The sequence below is a fragment of the Hyphomonas pacifica genome (assembly GCF_000682675.1).
GTDB lineage: Bacteria > Pseudomonadota > Alphaproteobacteria > Caulobacterales > Hyphomonadaceae > Hyphomonas > Hyphomonas pacifica.
This window is the reverse complement of sequence record NZ_AWFA01000021.1, coordinates 1-15683: the sequence shown is the minus strand read 5'-3', so window position 1 is coordinate 15683 and position 15683 is coordinate 1. Positions and strand designations below refer to the sequence as shown.

The 15683-nt window shown below is 60.3% G+C and carries 14 protein-coding genes; 9 read left to right on the top strand and 5 right to left on the bottom strand.

Annotated features, from left to right (window positions below):
- Positions 1 to 26: 26 nt before the first annotated feature.
- Both hemB and HY2_RS08000 read right to left on the bottom strand, forming a co-directional pair.
- Positions 27 to 1025 carry a porphobilinogen synthase gene (hemB, locus tag HY2_RS08005; RefSeq protein ID WP_034826470.1) on the bottom strand — a complete coding sequence of 333 codons (999 nt, stop codon included), beginning with the start codon at positions 1023 to 1025 and terminating at the stop codon, positions 27 to 29.
- A 29-nt stretch (positions 1026 to 1054) separates the two neighbouring features.
- Positions 1055 to 1597: a GNAT family N-acetyltransferase gene (locus tag HY2_RS08000; protein WP_051594846.1), complete on the bottom strand. Its 543-nt coding sequence runs from the start codon at positions 1595 to 1597 to the stop codon at positions 1055 to 1057.
- Between the two features lie 60 nt (positions 1598 to 1657).
- Here HY2_RS08000 and HY2_RS07995 point away from each other — a divergent pair, with 60 nt between their 5' ends.
- The gene (locus tag HY2_RS07995) at positions 1658 to 2797 is read left to right on the top strand and encodes an acyl-CoA dehydrogenase family protein (RefSeq protein ID WP_034826467.1); all 1140 of its coding nucleotides are present in this window, start codon (positions 1658 to 1660) and stop codon (positions 2795 to 2797) included.
- On the opposite strand, the gene HY2_RS07990 is transcribed toward HY2_RS07995, so the two are convergent.
- Positions 2794 to 4089 carry an APC family permease gene (locus HY2_RS07990; protein WP_034826463.1) on the bottom strand — a complete coding sequence of 432 codons (1296 nt, stop codon included), beginning with the start codon at positions 4087 to 4089 and terminating at the stop codon, positions 2794 to 2796. The two genes, HY2_RS07995 and HY2_RS07990, sit on opposite strands and share 4 nt — an antisense overlap.
- 211 nt (positions 4090 to 4300) lie before the next feature.
- Here HY2_RS07990 and HY2_RS07985 point away from each other — a divergent pair, with 211 nt between their 5' ends.
- Positions 4301 to 6811 (top strand): zinc-dependent metalloprotease, encoded by a 2511-nt coding sequence (locus HY2_RS07985; protein ID WP_034826510.1) that lies wholly within the window; start codon positions 4301 to 4303, stop codon positions 6809 to 6811.
- A 21-nt stretch (positions 6812 to 6832) separates the two neighbouring features.
- The gene (locus tag HY2_RS07980; RefSeq protein ID WP_034826460.1) at positions 6833 to 8488 is read left to right on the top strand and encodes an acyl-CoA dehydrogenase family protein; all 1656 of its coding nucleotides are present in this window, start codon (positions 6833 to 6835) and stop codon (positions 8486 to 8488) included.
- A gap of 68 nt (positions 8489 to 8556) precedes the next feature.
- Here the strand turns inward: HY2_RS07980 and HY2_RS07975 are convergent, their stop codons facing one another.
- The gene (locus HY2_RS07975; RefSeq protein WP_034826458.1) at positions 8557 to 8817 is read right to left on the bottom strand and encodes a PilZ domain-containing protein; all 261 of its coding nucleotides are present in this window, start codon (positions 8815 to 8817) and stop codon (positions 8557 to 8559) included.
- 182 nt (positions 8818 to 8999) lie between these two features.
- Here HY2_RS07975 and HY2_RS07970 point away from each other — a divergent pair, with 182 nt between their 5' ends.
- The 5 genes from HY2_RS07970 to HY2_RS07950 all read left to right on the top strand — a co-directional run bounded on the left by HY2_RS07970 (position 9000) and on the right by HY2_RS07950 (position 12754).
- Positions 9000 to 10064, top strand: coding sequence for an enoyl-CoA hydratase/isomerase family protein (locus HY2_RS07970; protein WP_034826456.1), 1065 nt, complete (start codon positions 9000 to 9002; stop codon positions 10062 to 10064).
- Positions 10065 to 10123: 59 nt separating this feature from the next.
- The gene (locus HY2_RS07965) at positions 10124 to 10813 is read left to right on the top strand and encodes a DUF805 domain-containing protein (protein WP_034826454.1); all 690 of its coding nucleotides are present in this window, start codon (positions 10124 to 10126) and stop codon (positions 10811 to 10813) included.
- Positions 10814 to 10992: 179 nt separating this feature from the next.
- Positions 10993 to 11487, top strand: a complete 495-nt coding sequence (locus HY2_RS07960) for a MarR family winged helix-turn-helix transcriptional regulator (RefSeq protein ID WP_112062110.1) — start codon at positions 10993 to 10995, stop codon at positions 11485 to 11487.
- A 127-nt stretch (positions 11488 to 11614) separates the two neighbouring features.
- A complete protein-coding gene (locus HY2_RS07955) occupies positions 11615 to 12016 on the top strand; it encodes a VOC family protein (RefSeq protein WP_034826450.1) in 402 nt (133 codons plus the stop codon).
- 48 nt (positions 12017 to 12064) lie between these two features.
- Entirely contained in the window at positions 12065 to 12754 is a 690-nt protein-coding gene (locus tag HY2_RS07950; RefSeq protein WP_034826448.1) for a hypothetical protein, read from the top strand.
- Position 12755: 1 nt separating this feature from the next.
- Here HY2_RS07950 and HY2_RS07945 read toward each other — a convergent pair whose 3' ends face one another.
- On the bottom strand, positions 12756 to 13373 hold the full coding sequence (locus HY2_RS07945; protein ID WP_034826446.1) for a c-type cytochrome: 618 nt from the start codon (positions 13371 to 13373) through the stop codon (positions 12756 to 12758).
- Positions 13374 to 13668: 295 nt separating this feature from the next.
- Between HY2_RS07945 and mutL the strand changes: the two genes are divergently transcribed.
- Positions 13669 to 15615: a DNA mismatch repair endonuclease MutL gene (gene mutL, locus HY2_RS07940; protein ID WP_034826509.1), complete on the top strand. Its 1947-nt coding sequence runs from the start codon at positions 13669 to 13671 to the stop codon at positions 15613 to 15615.
- Positions 15616 to 15683 lie beyond the last annotated feature (68 nt).

Here is a 15683-nt window from a genome sequence, read left to right as displayed (position 1 = left end):
ATAGCTCGGGATGAGTCCGCGTAGGGCTACCCTCCCAATTTCACCGCTGCCTCTTCCGCGAAATACGTAATAATCCCGCTGGCCCCGGCGCGTTTGAAGCACATCAGGGATTCCATCATCACGCGGTCGCCGTCGATCCAGCCATTCTGCGCGGCGGCCTTGATCTGGGCGTATTCGCCGGAGACCTGATAGGCGACCGTCGGCACACCGAACGTGCTGGAGACGCGGTGCACAATGTCCAGATACGGAAGACCGGGTTTCACCATCACCATGTCTGCACCTTCGGCCAGATCCATGGCGACTTCGCGCAGTGCCTCGTCAGAGTTGGCCGGGTCTTGTTGGTACGTCTTCTTGTCACCCTTGAGAGAGGCGGACGAGCCGATGGCGTCGCGATAGGGGCCGTAAAAGCCGCTCGCATATTTGGCCGCATAGGCCAGGATCATCATATTCGTGAAGCCTTCATCCTCAAAGGCCTGACGGATCGCGCCGATACGGCCATCCATCATGTCAGACGGCGCGACGACATCTGCGCCCGCAGCGGCATGGGCCAGCGCCTGCTGCACCAGTTTCTCCGTCGTCGCATCATTTGGAATGGTGCCATCATCATCCAGCAGGCCATCATGGCCATGGCTGGTATAGGCGTCCAGCGCGACATCGGTGATCAGGCCCACTTCCGGCGCAGCGGCCTTCATGGCGCGCAGCGCGCGGGGCACCAGCCCGTCCGGGTCCAGCGCGCCCGAGCCTGTGTCGTCTTTGCCTTCTGGCCCGATATAGGGGAACAGCGCGATGGCCGGGATGCCCAGCTCTCTTGCGCGTACCGCGGCCTTTGCGGCCTCGTCCACGCTGAGGCGGTCCACGCCCGGCAGGCTGACCACCGGCACGCGGCCCTCGCCATCATGCACGAAGACAGACCAGATCAGGTCAGCGGGGGTCAGCGTATTTTCGCCGACCAGCGAACGCACCCATGGGCTCTGCCGAAGGCGGCGCAGACGGGTGGCGGGGAAGGTTTGCGGGAAGTAAGTCATGGCTGACTTAGTATCCCATTCAGCGTGGCCTACAACCAGCCAATTTTACGCACCATGAAACAGCGTTTCGACACGTCCAGATCCTCGGCCTGGATCTGCTCTAGTTCCAGCATCCAGTCGGTCATGTCGCCTCGGCGGATCTCCCGAAAGCCATGCTTGGCATAGAACGGCCCGTTCCAGGGCAGGTCGCGGAAGGTGGAGAGGGTCACCCGGCGCAGTTTCCGGCGGCGTGCTTCGGCGGCCACATGGTTAAGAAGGGCCGCGCCAATGCCGCGTTGTCCATGGTCAGGATGAACGCTCAACTGGTCCAGATACAGCGTGCCGCCGCGCAGGGAGACGAGCGCGAATCCCACGGGCGTTTCGTCTGGCAAGCGCGCCGCGAAAAGGTCTCCCGATTCGGCGGCAGCATGCAGGATTTCGCCGGGTACATGGTCCTGCAAGGCCTCTTCCGACAACAGGCCGGTTGGCGCAAACAGTTGTCCTGCCGCATAGTCAATAAGGATCAGGGCCTCCACATCAGTTGTGAAAGCCGTCCCGATTGTATATCCGGCAAGCGCCCTTTGGATTGACATTCTGCCCGGCCCATTCAATTCCCAAGAGGACGTCTTAGGCGATAATAAAGGTAAAAGCCAATGAGTGCATTGTTTTCTGACGAACAAATCATGATCCGCGACATGGCGCGGAAGTTCGCTGAGGATAAATTGCTGCCACACTCAGAGAAATGGGATGAGACCAGCCACTTCCCGGTCGATGTGATCAAGCAGGCGGCCGAGCTGGGCTTTGCCGGCATTTATGTGAAGGAAGATGTCGGCGGCAGTGCCCTGACGCGGACAGATGCGGCCCTGATTTTCGAACAACTGGCCTATGGCGATGTTTCTACGGCGGCCTTCATTTCCATCCACAACATGGCCAGCTGGATGATCGACACGTTCGCCTCAGACGAGCAGCGTCAGGCCTGGCTGCCACGCCTGACCAGCATGGAACTGATCGCCTCTTATTGCTTAACAGAGCCGGGGGCTGGCTCTGATGCGGCGAGCCTCAAGACGCGCGCTGTGCGCGAAGGGGATGAGTATGTCATCACCGGCACGAAACAGTTCATTTCCGGCGCGGGCACATCTGACGTCTATATCCTGATGGCGCGCACCTCTGATGATGGCGCCAAGGGCGTCTCAACTTTCATCATCGAAAAGGATACGCCGGGGCTCAGCTTCGGGGCGAATGAGCGCAAAATGGGCTGGAAAAACCAACCGACGCGTCAGGTGATTCTTGACGGTGTGCGCGTGCCTGCTGCGAACCGCATTGGCGAGGAAGGTCACGGCTTCCGCTTCGCCATGGCGGGGCTGGATGGCGGCCGCCTGAACATTGCCGCGGCGGCGCTCGGAGGCGCTCAGCTCGCGCTCGACAAGGCCGTGACCTATGCCAAGGAGCGCGAACAGTTCGGCAAGCCGATTGCGGACTTCCAGAACACACGTTTCAAACTGGCCGATATGGAAACAGAGCTTCAGGCCGCCCGCGTGATGCTTTATGAGGCCGCTGGTCGTCTTGATGGCAAGACACCGGACGCAACCCGCTGGTGCGCCATGGCGAAGCGCTTTGTCACCGATACCGCTTTCAAGGTGGCCAATGATGCGCTGCAGATCCATGGCGGTTATGGCTATCTGGCAGACTATGGCGTGGAGCGTATCGTGCGCGATCTGCGCGTGCACCAGATCCTTGAAGGCACGAACGAGATCATGCGCGTCATCATCAGCCGGGACATGCTGAAAGACTAGCCCGCCGTGTCGGCTGTCTTCTTGCGCTTGTAGATCCATTCCGCGCCAAAGCAGGCCGCCATGATGCCGCCTGCGATCAGCAAATTCACCTTGCTCGTCTGGTAGTTGTGGGCGAGCAGGGCGGCCAGTGCGGCAAAGCACAGAAAGGCGCCAAACCCGGGAATCCATTTTGATCCCGTGATGTCCTCAGCCTTCCGTACTCCAACCAGATTCACAATGGCGAAGATTAGAAGAAAGCCGATACTACCTGTTGTGGAAATGCTCTCCAGCTTCAGCGTATTGACCAGGATTAATGTTGCGATGGCCGTGAGCATCAGGCCGATGGGCTGGTTCCAGAATTGCGCCGTGAACTCATGGGGCAATTCGTCATCCTCGGCGATCTCATAGCTGACCCGGCTGCCGCCATAGAGGGAAGCATTGATGGCGGAGAAGGTGGAGATCAGCGCGGCGATGGTGATGATCGTAAAGCCCACTTGGCCCAGCATGGGCTTGGCGGCCTCGGCCAGCACATAATCCTGCGCGGTCTTGATCTGGTCAAAGGGCAGGGAGCCTACAGTGATGATTGCGATGGCCAGATAGAGCAGGATCACGAAAATGACCGAGATATAATAGGCGCGGGCGATATTTTTTTCCGGTGATTTGATGTCTGGGGCGGCATTCGCGATCAGCTCAAATCCCTCATACGCCACGAAGATGATCATGCCTGCCGTCACCAGCGTTAGCGGAGATTCCCAGTGAGACATGTTGAGCTGCCCCAGATTGGCATTGCCCGGCAGGCCCGCCGCGCCGATGCCGACAAAGCCGAGCAGAATGATCAGCTTGATGATGACGGCGAAGGACTCGATCGAGCCGACAATCTTGATGCTGTAATAATTGACCGCAGTGGCAATGATGATGATCGCGCTGGAATAGATGTGCGGGTCCAGCTGCTTATCGCCGGTGATGGCCCACAAATTTGGCGCGTAGGAGCCAAAGGCAGAGGCATAGAGCGACAGCATGATGATATAGCTGACCCAGAGCAGATTGTTGATGCCGCCGCTGAAGACACTCTTGCCAAAGCCTTCATTGATGAAGCGCACCGTGCCGCCCCGGTCCGGATAGGCGCGCGAGAGGTGCACATAGCTGTAGGACGTAACCAGTGCGATCAGGCCTGCGAACAGGAACGCGATCGGTGTGCCCCCCTTTGCCAGATCCGCTGCCAGCCCCAGTACGGCAAAGATGCCGCCACCGACCATGCCGCCAATGCCAATGGAGACCGCTTCGCGCAGGCCGATCTTGCTGTCATCTGCCATGAGTCTTGTCTTCCATTCAGCCGCTTTGGGGCAAGGATATAGGCTGTGTTGCCGGAAACGGCCACATCAGCCTGCCTGGCGATCTTCCGCAAGCGTGCGAACATGCTCCCATAAAAGGCATTGCTGCTGCAATTGTACTGGAAAGGGTTTGAACCCTGTCGCAATCTGCGGCACCGTGCAGGCGGTGTTTTCAGATCGGGAGAGGTATTTCGTGCGAGGTTTCAAGGGGCTTGTTGTGGCGTTGCTCTCAGCGCTTATTCTTCCGGTGGCGGCTGCGCAATCGGCTGACTGGAAAGAGGAAACAGCGTCACTGGTTCACAAGGACGGCTTTGTGGATCTCTATCTGGATAATGATGGCGGGCGCGTTCTTGCGGCCTTCCCGGCGCCGGATGAAGAGGGTGTCTCGCTGCGCGCGATCCATTCCAGCGGCCTGACAGCTGGGCTCGGCTCCAACCCGATTGGACTCGATCGCGGACGGGCAAGCGGAGGCGATATCGTCGCCTTTCGCAAGGTCGGAAACAAGCTGGTCGCCCAGCAGGAAAACTGGTACTACCGCGCCACGGCTGACAATCCGCGTGAGCGCAAATCCGTACGCGAATCCTTCGCGCAGAGCTTCCTCTGGTCCGGTGAGATCATCGGCACGGGCGCAGACGGCGAACTGTTGGTCGATATGTCCGGCTTCCTGACACGGGACGCACTGGACGTGCGATCCTCATTGAGGCGCCATCCGCAGGGCGGATCGTTCCAGCTGTCGCAAAACCTCTCCATGCCGGATGTTTCTGCCGCGCTGGCCTTTCCCGACAATGTGGAGTTCGACGCCTTCCTGACCCTGACAAGTGATGACCCGAAATCGGAAGTCTGGGCCACGGCGGCGGATCCGCGCTCTGTCACGCTGGTCCAGCACACCTCGCTCGTGCGTCTGCCGGATGATGGCTACACCCCGCGCATGTTCGATCCGCGCAGCGGCACCATCGACATGCCCTTCTATGATTTCTCCGCCCCATTGTCCGGGCAGGTGCGCCAGGCCTTCGCGCGCCGGTTCCGCCTTGAAAAGCAGGACCCGTTAGCAGAGAGCAGCCCGGCCAGGGAGCCGATTGTCTTCTATGTGGACTCCGGCGCCCCCAAGGAAATCCGCGATGCGCTGATCGAGGGTGCGTCCTGGTGGGCGCAGGCTTTTGAGGCCGCAGGCTTTCCGGACTCCTACCGCGTTGAGGTTCTGCCCGAAGGCGCACATCCGCTGGACGTGCGCTATAATGTGATCCAATGGGTGCACCGCCAGACACGCGGTTGGTCCTATGGCGGCGGCGTGGCCGACCCACGTACGGGCGAGATGCTGAAGGCCAATGTCATCCTCGGCAGCCAGCGCGTGCGTCAGGACCGAATGATCTTTGAAGGTCTGGCCGGAACCTCCAAAACCGGAACCGGCGCGGCGGATGATCCTGTGGAGATTTCCCTCTCCCGAATTCGCCAACTGGCGGCCCATGAAGTGGGGCATACACTCGGCTTTGCCCACAATTTTGCAGCGTCTGCGAACAATCGCGCCTCGGTAATGGATTATCCCGCGCCGCTGGTCTGGGTGGGCCAGGATGGCAATCTGGATTTCTCGGATGCCTATGACACCGGCATCGGCGTTTGGGACAAGGTCGCCACCATGTGGCTCTACAACCAGTACGCACCCGGTACGGATGAAAAAGCATCAGGGGATGAATTGCTGAAATCCGCCTATGCCAGCGGTCTGCGTTTTGTGGATGATCCGCAGGGACGCGGCGTCGGCACGGCCCACCCCTATGCCAGCGTCTGGGACAACGGCGCAGACCCCGTAGCCGCACTGATCGAGGCGATGCGGGTTCGCAAGGTGGCGCTGGACCGGTTCGGCCTGGACTCTGTGCGCGCTGACCAGCCAACCTCTCATCTGCGCGCCGTTATCGTACCGGTCTATCTTTATCACCGCTATCAGATCGCGGCGGCTTCCAAGATGATTGGCGGCTATGAATTCCGCTATTCCGAGAAAGGCGATGGTGGCGAGCGTGGGAAGGTCGTGCCTGCAGACCAGCAACGCGGGGCGCTTTCGGCGCTGGTCGACACGTTGGACCCGGCTGTGCTGGACATGCCGGATTCCACGTTGAATCTGCTCACCCCGACGCTTGGCTCCTTCGGCTCAGGTGGTGGCGGGGCGGAATATTTCCCCGGCACAACGGGCGCGCAGTTTGACCTGCTGACCGCCGCAGACACCGCTGCCACCGAAACGCTGACCGCCTTGCTGCATCCGGCCCGTATCGGCAGGCTGGTCGAGCAGGAGCGCCGCAATACGGGTGCGCTGACCTATGAAGACGTGCTGCGCGAAATTGAGCAGGCCCTGTTCGAGGATGCGAAGACACCGCGTCAGGCGGAAATCCTGCGCCGCGAACAGATGCGATATGTCTCCATGCTGATTGATCTGGCGGCGGGTGGTCAGGCCACGCCGGAGATCACGGCCCGCACCAATGCCTATCTCAGTGCGCTGGGCCGCCGGGTTGTCTCACGCTCACGCAAGGCAAACCCGCTGGATGTGGCGACGCGTGACGAGATCGCCCGCCGCGTGCTGGCGCATCTGGACCGTCCGAGCCAGCCTGCGCTGCCGGTCTCGCCCGCAGTCGATGTCCCGCCGGGCAGCCCCATAGGCGCCGGCGCCGCAGAAGCGTGCTGGCATTGTGATACTAAGCTGCTGACAGAGGGGCCGTAAGCGCTCCACAGGGAGACCCGTATGACGCATTATCATCCGCAGGCAGAGCTGGAGACGCACACTGTCTCCAATCAGCCAAGCCCCTTTGGCGACGTAAACCTGTTCGCCACGGACCGGGCCCTGATAGGCGCGGTGGAGGCGGCTAGTGGCAGTGTCCATGCCGGGCATCTGTCGGCCTTCGGGGCGAAATGCGGTGCGTTTGAAACGCTCGAATGGGCGCGTCAGGCGCAGGAGAGCCCGCCCAGGCTGAAAAGCTTTGACCGCTACGGACATCGGCTGGACGAGGTGGAATTTCACCCTGCCTATCACAAGCTGATGGCCATGGCGCTGGACAATGGCCTGTCGGCTGGGGCATGGACGCGGCCACAGGCGGGTCATGTGCTGCACGGCGCGATGATGATCCTGATGAACCAGGCCGATGCAGGCGTGACGTGTCCCATGTCCATGACCTATGCCTCCGTTCCGGCCCTGATGGCAGAGCCGTCTGTTGCCAAAACCTGGGTGCCGCGTGTCAAGGCATCTTCCTATGACGGACGGTTCCTTCCGGCAGACCAGAAGACCGGCGTCACCATCGGTATGGCGATGACGGAAAAGCAGGGCGGCAGTGATGTGCGTTCGAACACGACCCGAGCCATGCCGGACGGGCAGGGCAATTACCTGCTGACCGGCCATAAATGGTTCTGCTCCGCGCCCATGTCCGACGCCTTCCTGACGCTGGCCTATACCGAAGACGGGCTGACCTGTTTCCTCGTGCCGCGCTGGCGGCCGGATGGCACGCGCAATGGCATCCACATCATGCGCCTGAAGGACAAGATGGGCGACAAGTCAAATGCGTCTTCAGAGATTGAGTATCACGGCGCCTGGGCCCAGCGCGTCGGCCCGGAGGGGCGGGGTGTGCGGACGATTATCGGGATGGTGCAGCATACGCGCTATGACTGCATCCTCGGCTCAACGGGCGGCATGCGCGCGGCGCTGGTGCAGGCGCTGTGGCACACCTCCCAGCGGCGTGTGTTCCAGAAGACGTTGCAGGACCAACCCGCCATGCGCGCCGTGCTGGCAGATCTGGTGATCGAGAGTGAAGCGGCCACCGCCATTGCCTTGCGCATCGGGGCCAGCCTGGACCGCGCGGCGGAGAATGCGCGCGAAGCCGCCTTTATGCGGCTGGCAACGCCGATTGCGAAATACTGGGTCTGCAAGCGCCAGCCGGGTTTTGTCTATGAGACGCTCGAATGCCATGGAGGCGCGGGCTATGTGGAAGAAGGGCCGATGCCGCGCCTGTTCCGTCAGTCGCCGCTGAATGCGATCTGGGAAGGCAGCGGCAATGTTATCGCGCTGGACGTGCTGCGCGCGTTGTCACGCGAACCGGACAGTCTGGAGGCCGTGCAGGCGGAGCTGAAAAAGCCGCTGGGCGCGCACCGTTTCTATGATGCGCACATTCAGGCTTTATCAGGCTATCTGCAACCTGGCAGCCTGCATGAAGGCCGTGCCCGCGCTTTCGTTCAGGATATGGCTCTCGCCCTGCAGGCAGCGGCGCTTCATGGCTCAGCGCCGGACTTTGTGTTTGAGGCGTTCTGCCTTCAGCGCCTGGACCCGTCTCGCAAGGGGCTGATGTATGGCGATATCGCAGAAGGCGTCGATCAGGCGCGCCTGATTGAGCGTGCGATGCCAATGGCCTGATATCGCGCAGTCATAACCGGAGTGTCGGGTAACACTCTGAGGCGTGGGATCTGCGTTTTATACTGGGGCTAGATAAATTCAATGCCGGTTTCGCGGCCGCTCTGCCAGCGGCGCAGGCACGGGCGTGCGCGTTTTTGGCGGGCAATGCGAATGGAGAATTCTTCCGGCAGGTCCATGCCGTTCGGCGTAACGATCCGCGCGCCCCCGGAGGAGATGTCACGAATTTCGCACTGGACAGATTTGAACAGGCCCAGCTTCAGAATGCCCTTTTCAATCACCGGCGTGCGACGGCCGCGTTGGTCTGGCCCGGATGCATCATGTTCTCTCATGACCCGGACTTATACCTAACATGTGTAAACATTCGCGAATTGGGAATTTCGCGAATTCAAGAATCTCGTTCGGATATTGTTAAGAATTGCCCCGTGGGCAGACTTGATTGCGCTGACATCAGCGGTAGGTGTACGGGCTACGAAACAGGCGCCAGTCAGAGGCGGTATCAAAGGGATGTATTATGTCGGATGAAGTATCGGTAAGTGTGCGAAAAGGCGTCGGGCATATCACCTTGACCCGGCCCAAGGCGCTCCATGCCCTGAACGCCCCGATGTGTGAGACCATTCTGGCGGCGCTGGAGCGTTGGGCCGATGACCCGACGGTTTATCTCGTCATGATCGACCATCAGGATGACACGCGCGGCTTCTGCGCAGGCGGGGACATTCGCATGCTGGCCGAAAGCGGGCAGGGCGATGCCAGCGAGGCGCGCGCCTTCTTCAATGTCGAATACCGCATGAATGCTGCGCTGGAATCCTTCCCCAAGCCTGTCTTGGCGATCGCCGATGGCGTCACGATGGGCGGCGGAGTGGGGCTGTCCGTTCATGGCTCTCACTGCATCGCGACAGAGCGAACCGTGTTCGCCATGCCGGAGACCGGGATCGGCCTGTTTCCGGATGTCGGCGGCGGCTGGTTCCTGCCACGCCTGGCGGGAGAGTTGGGCACCTGGCTGGCGCTGACGGGCGCGCGCCTGAAAGGCGCAGACGTGGCCGCCGCGAAAGTGGCAACGCATTATCTGCCATCCGAACTGGTGCCCAATCTCAAGACACAGATCGCCGGGGCGGACTTCTCCGTTGGCGCGGCCGAAATGCTGAACGAGATCCTGCGCGGACTGACCCATGCTGTGCCGGCGGGCAGCTTTGAGGCTCACCGCGATGTGATCGACGCCTGCTTCGCCAAAGAGACTGCCGAGGAGATTGTGGCTGCACTGGAAGCCGAAGGCGGCGAGTGGGGGGGGCAACAGGCTCAGACGATCCGCACCAAGTCTCCTGAGACGGTCAAGGTCGCACTGCGCCAGGTCCGCGAGGGCGGCAAGCTGGATAAGTTTGAAGATAATATGCGTATGGAATACCGCATTGGCTGGCGCAAGGTGCAGAGCCATGACTTCATCGAAGGCGTGCGCGCGGTGATTATTGATAAGGATAACGCGCCGAATTGGAATCCGCCCACGCTGGAACAGGTCAGCGAAGCAGATGTGGCTCGCTATTTTGAGCCGCTCGGCGACAATGAGCTGATCTTCGGGGACTGAACGGGTGGACATCGCCTTGCTTCCCGAGTGTAAACGCTACAGCAGTTCAGGGAGCAGATATGCGCGGCCAGGTATTGAAAACAGACTCCGATGACGGACAGGGGCTCATCCTTGGGGATGATGGAGTTCGTTACAGCTTCTCTCAGCAGCAAGCCAGGGACGGCAATCGCCTGGTGCCCGGACATATCGTGGACTTTGTGCCAGCGGGCGAAGAGGCGCGTGATATATACTTGCTGGGCGCTGGTCATGCCGCTGCCCCCTCAGCTGCCCAGCCCAGCTATGTTCATCCCGCCAATACTTACTCGCCGCCAATGACGCAGAAGAGTGAAGGTATCTTCACTTATTTCCTGAAGGCGATTTCTGTCCGGTATTTCAAGTTTACTGGGCGTGCGCGCCGTCAGGAGTATTGGGGCTATGTCCTGTTTTCGTGGCTGGTAACTGTGATGGCCTTTGTTGTCGACGTTACGATCATGGCCAGTCTGTCTGGCATGGCTTCAAGCTCCGATGCCTTCTTCCCGATCTTCACCTCGCTTTGGGTGCTCTACAATATTATTCCGGGAATATCCGTCACCGTGCGCCGCCTGCACGACCAGGATTTGTCGGGCTGGATGTATTTGCTTAACTTCATTCCTTATATCGGCTGGTTCATCGTGATGATCTTCATGTTCATCGACAGCCGTGCCGAGCCGAACAAGCACGGGCCCAGCCCGAAATACGGCATCCAGAATATGTCTGATACGTTTGCCTGAGCGAATACTACGGACTTATCCACAATTCAGCGCGCTGAAATCGTTACGCAATAGTAACGGTTAATGTATTCGCCCGAATATTAACCATCATCACTTGAAAAAGGGACATGCTTATCAATTCATTAGGATTGGTCGTGTATTTCTCTTCAAACTACAACAAAAGTTGAGTGGTGGTGAAAATGATGATTGCTGAATTGCAGGAAACTGCAGACCTTTCCCTTGGTGAGTCTTTCCTTAAGTCTCTCTCTTTACTTGAGCAGGCGCACCGTCGTCTTCACGACGTCGTAAAAGACGATCTGGAGCGCGCCGGGGAACGCTCCCTTACGGGTGTTCAGGCTCTGCTTCTTTACGAAATTGGCGAAGGAGAAGCTCCGGCATCTGTCCTGCGTGCCCGTGGTGCATTTGCTGGCACCAGCCTCTCCTATAACGTCAAAAAGCTTCAGGAAGGCGGCTATCTGATCCAGACCCGCTCTGAAGATGACAAGCGCACGGTGACGCTGCGCCTGACCGAGCGCGGCCTGAAAGTTCGCAAGCGTGTCGCGTCCCTGTTCGAAAAACAGGCCGGTGCTCTTGAGCCGACGGCTAGCGTGCGGCCGGACGACCTGTCCCAATTGAACAAGACGATTTCGCGCCTTGAGCGCTTCTGGTCAGACCAGATCCGTTTCCGCCTCTAAGGCCCTGAGCGGTTTCTGCATGATAAAGCCCCGCCAGCTTGCTGGACGGGGCTTTCGCATTTCTCGGCTTGACCTCAACCTAGCTTGAGCACGTAATCGGCATGTCTGACCTTATTGAAGAGATGTCATGACACTTCTGAAATCCCGCAAGCTGCGCGTAGCGCGCCCAACCGACAATCTTGATGCCTTGCTGCCCTTTTACTGTACAGGGCTGGGGTTTGAGCTGATCGGAAGTTTCCAGGGCCATGCCGGAATTGATGGCATCATGCTCGGCCATCCTGGCGCGCCCTATCATTTGGAGTTCACCTGCACACAGGGGCACACGGCCGGACGCTCTCCCAGCCAGGACCATTTGTTGGTGTTCTATGTTCCCAAGGCTGACCTGCTTCAACAGATGGTTGATCGCATGATGGCCGCCGGCTTTCCTCCCGTCGCCTCTTTCAATCCCTATTGGGACAAAGCGGGCTACACATTCGAAGACCCGGACGGCTACCGCACCGTGCTGGAAGGGCGGGCGTGGCCTTTATAAGGAATTAAGTAGTTTTCAACCTCAAATTCCTGTAGTAAATATTATCGAATGAGGGGCTTTTGGGGGATCGCATGCGGAGGCCTGTGCCTGGTCGCTCCAGCTTGGGCTGGGCCATGGGCACAAGAGCAGGGGAATTGGTACCTGCAGGCCGCCGTCACGCAGGAAGAGCTTGAAGACATCGATGGCAATCGGGTCGAACTCTATGGGGAATATGGCTTTGCTGATGGGTGGCTGGTGACCGCAAAGTCGGAAGCCGTGACCTATGACAGCGATTATGACCTGGACAAGGAAGCCGCCCGGCTGTCGGTGCGTCGACAGCTCTTGTCTCACAAGGGCTGGGCTGTCGGGGCAGAGGTCGGGCTAGTCTATGGCAGTTCGGTTGCCGGAGTCTTTGGTTGCGATGCCTGGGGCGCCGAGGCGCGATTAAGTGGAGGCCTGTCAGGTGTTCGGGGCAAGCGCAGCTTCTATACCTTTGCTGATGCCGCAGTGATCCGCCACGAGGATGGCTGCACGCGCTATCGCGCCGAGATCGGTTATGGCGTCGATTTATGGAAGAATGTCTTTCTCAGCCAGCAGCTCTGGATTGAGCGGGGCAATGATACGGCGGACTCAAACAAGTATGAGACCAAGCTCGGCTATCATTTTTCGTGGGCCGATCTGGCCCTTGGCTACCGCCAGGAATTTGCAGGAGAGTATGACGAGCAGGCCATCCTGCTCGCCATGACTGTCAAACACTGACCTATTCGTCAGCCGGCATCTTCGATGCGTCATATCCGGTTTCGGACATCAGATAGGCGACGACCGCGACCCGGTCTTCAGGCTTGCGCACGCCTGCGAAGGTCATGCGGTTGCCAGCCAGAAAAGTATTCGGGTTTTCCAGCCAGTGGTCCACCTTGTCCGGGGTCCAGATGAAGTCAGCTTCCTGAAGAGCCGGGGAATAGGCAAAGCCTTCGAGGGAACCAGCCTCGCGGCCGAACAGGCCGTACAGGTTCGGGCCGACCAGATTGCCGCCGCCTTCCGTAAGGATATGGCAGGACTGGCATAGCTTGAAGGTGCGGCGGCCACGATTGTAGTCTGCTGTATTGTACGGTGCTGGCAGGTCCGCGAAGGGAGAGGTTGCGTCCGCGATGGCCGTTGATGTGTCGCCAGCAGGTGCTGCTGCAGGTGTTGCGGCCGTGTCCGTTTCGGCTGCGGCTGGAGCAGTTTCGGCGGGCGTTTCAGAAGGCGTTTCGGTAGCTGGCGCTTCGGTCGCGGGCGGGGTGGCGGCAGGTTCCGGCGCAGGCGCCTCCTGCTTTCCGCAGGCTGCGAGGGCCAGAAGAGAGGCCGCTGCAAGGGCGGTGGAATGATAAATCTTCATGGGAAAACAATGCTCCAGCTTATGTTCGGCTGCATACTGGGCGTGATCGCGGTAATTTGCAAATGTCCCTTTAATCAGGTTCGCACTGGCCAGTATCCCAGTAAATACAATGGGTTAGGTGAGTGGGCAGGGTGTGCGCTTGCGCGCTGCGGCAACAGGCCGCCGCCAGGGAAACCCCTTATAGGCACGTCCTGTAACCCCCGTTTGAAGGGCGCAGGGACGACGCACGCGTAGGCGACTGATGCGGTGCGCGGCAGACGGGGACAAAGCCTGTCTGCCGCGTTATCCTGTATGCATGGCTGATTCCGTTCGTTCCAGACCCAAAATTCGCAAGCTCTCTCCGGATGTCGTGAATCGTATCGCGGCTGGCGAAGTGGTGGAGCGGCCCGCCGCGGCTGTGAAGGAGCTGGTCGAGAACGCACTGGACGCAGGCGCGCGGCGCATTTCGGTCTCGATCGAGGCAGGCGGCCTGAAGCGCATGATCATCGAGGATGATGGCTGCGGCATGACTGCAGACGATCTCGTTGTCGCGCTGGAGCGGCATGCCACCTCAAAACTTGTGCCGGATGATGCAGGCCGGGTTGACCTTTTGAACATCCACACAATGGGCTTTCGCGGTGAGGCGCTGCCCTCCATCGCCTCGGTCAGCCGGATGAGCATCTCGTCGCGTGCAGCAGGCGAGGACGCGGCGGAAGTGTTCATCGAGGCAGGCCGCGTGGAAGGGCCGAAGCCGTCAGCCTTTACCGGGCGGGGCGAGACGGGCACGCGCATTGAAGTGCGTGACCTGTTCCATGCGACACCTGCCCGCCTGAAATTCATGAAAGGCGAGCGCGCCGAGAGCATGGCCGTGACCGACACGATGAAGCGCCTGGCCATGGCCAATCCGGACGTGGCTTTCAGCCTGGAAAACAATGGCCGCAGCAGTCTGCGCTATGGCGTGGAGGCAGAGGGCGCGGCGGGCCATCTGGCGCGACTGGGTGCGATCATGGGGCGGGATTTCAAAGACAATGCGCTGAAGATCGACGCTGAGCGTGAAGGCGTGCGCCTCAGCGGCTTTGCCGGCCTGCCGACGCTGAACCGCGGCAATGCGCAGATGCAGTTTCTGTTTGTCAATGGACGGCCTGTGAAAGACCGCATGCTGAATGGCGTGATCCGGGCAGCCTATCAGGATTTCCTGGCGCGGGACCGGCATCCGCTGGCCGCGCTGTTTGTGGATCTGGATCCGGAATATGTTGATGTGAACGTGCATCCGGCGAAGACCGAAGTACGCTTTCGCGATGCAGGCAATGTGCGGGGGCTGATGATCGGTGCGCTGCGCCATGCACTGGCGGCGGCGGGGCACCGGGCCTCCACCACGGTGGCGGACTATGCGCTGGGCAAGGTGAAGATCGAGGAGGCGACAGCGCCCAATCTCTGGTCTGTGCCGCCTGCGCCGGAACGGCAGGCCTCGCCCTCTTCCTATTATCGCCAGCCTGTCGGTCCGGATGTGGATGCGCCGCTGGAGCCGTCCGGCCTGCATGGGGCGGGCTTTCAGGAAAGCCCTGCGCCCGCTTATGCGCCAGGCTATGCCCCATCCCAAGTGCCCGACTGGCGCCAGGACGGGGCGCCGTCTGCGCGGGTCGAGCCGGACGCGATGGCACCGCAAGCTGCGCCGAAAGACTTTCCGCTGGGCGTGGCGCGCGCGCAGCTGCACGAGACTTATGTGGTGGCGCAGACGGCGGATGGCATTGTCATCGTGGACCAGCACGCCGCGCATGAGCGCCTCGTCTATGAGGACATGAAGCGCCAGATGGCGGCCGGCGGTGTGAAGCGTCAGGCGCTGCTGATCCCCGATGTGGTGGAATTGTCAGAGGATGAGGCCGAACGGGTGCTGGAGCGCGCGGAAGAACTGGCCGATCTGGGGCTGGAGATCGAGCCGTTTGGGGTCGGGGCCATCTGTGTGAGGGCAACCCCGGCCCTGTTCGGAGAGATGGACGCGGCAGGCCTGATCCGCGATCTGGCCGATGATTTTGCCGAATATGATGCGGGCCTTGCCCTGAAAGAGCGGTTTGAGGAAGTGATGGGCAATATGGCCTGCCGCGGCTCTGTGCGCGCTGGCCGACGCCTCAATGGCGAGGAGATGAACCATCTGCTGCGCCAGATGGAGGCGACGCCGCATTCCGGCCAGTGCAATCATGGCCGCCCTACCTATGTGGAGTTGAAGCTGGCCGACATCGAAAAGCTGTTCGGACGCCGGGGCTAACGCAGCACAGGCATTTTTAGTTTCCGCCAGCACGTTCGCCCGGCATGGCGGGGCCATCCGGTTGGGTC

What these genes read in the sequence shown, in the direction of transcription:
- HY2_RS07950 (WP_034826448.1), top strand. Translation starts at nt 12,065, where the DNA reads ATGAGGGGCTTTTGGGGGATCGCATGCGGAGGCCTGTGCCTGGTCGCT.
- HY2_RS07945 (WP_034826446.1), bottom strand. Translation starts at nt 13,373, where the DNA reads ATGAAGATTTATCATTCCACCGCCCTTGCAGCGGCCTCTCTTCTGGCC.
- HY2_RS07980 (WP_034826460.1), top strand. Translation starts at nt 6,833, where the DNA reads ATGACGCATTATCATCCGCAGGCAGAGCTGGAGACGCACACTGTCTCC.
- HY2_RS08000 (WP_051594846.1), bottom strand. Translation starts at nt 1,597, where the DNA reads ATGTCAATCCAAAGGGCGCTTGCCGGATATACAATCGGGACGGCTTTC.
- HY2_RS07960 (WP_112062110.1), top strand. Translation starts at nt 10,993, where the DNA reads ATGATGATTGCTGAATTGCAGGAAACTGCAGACCTTTCCCTTGGTGAG.
- mutL (WP_034826509.1), top strand. Translation starts at nt 13,669, where the DNA reads ATGGCTGATTCCGTTCGTTCCAGACCCAAAATTCGCAAGCTCTCTCCG.
- HY2_RS07975 (WP_034826458.1), bottom strand. Translation starts at nt 8,817, where the DNA reads ATGAGAGAACATGATGCATCCGGGCCAGACCAACGCGGCCGTCGCACG.
- HY2_RS07995 (WP_034826467.1), top strand. Translation starts at nt 1,658, where the DNA reads ATGAGTGCATTGTTTTCTGACGAACAAATCATGATCCGCGACATGGCG.
- hemB (WP_034826470.1), bottom strand. Translation starts at nt 1,025, where the DNA reads ATGACTTACTTCCCGCAAACCTTCCCCGCCACCCGTCTGCGCCGCCTT.
- HY2_RS07970 (WP_034826456.1), top strand. Translation starts at nt 9,000, where the DNA reads ATGTCGGATGAAGTATCGGTAAGTGTGCGAAAAGGCGTCGGGCATATC.
- HY2_RS07965 (WP_034826454.1), top strand. Translation starts at nt 10,124, where the DNA reads ATGCGCGGCCAGGTATTGAAAACAGACTCCGATGACGGACAGGGGCTC.
- HY2_RS07955 (WP_034826450.1), top strand. Translation starts at nt 11,615, where the DNA reads ATGACACTTCTGAAATCCCGCAAGCTGCGCGTAGCGCGCCCAACCGAC.
- HY2_RS07990 (WP_034826463.1), bottom strand. Translation starts at nt 4,089, where the DNA reads ATGGCAGATGACAGCAAGATCGGCCTGCGCGAAGCGGTCTCCATTGGC.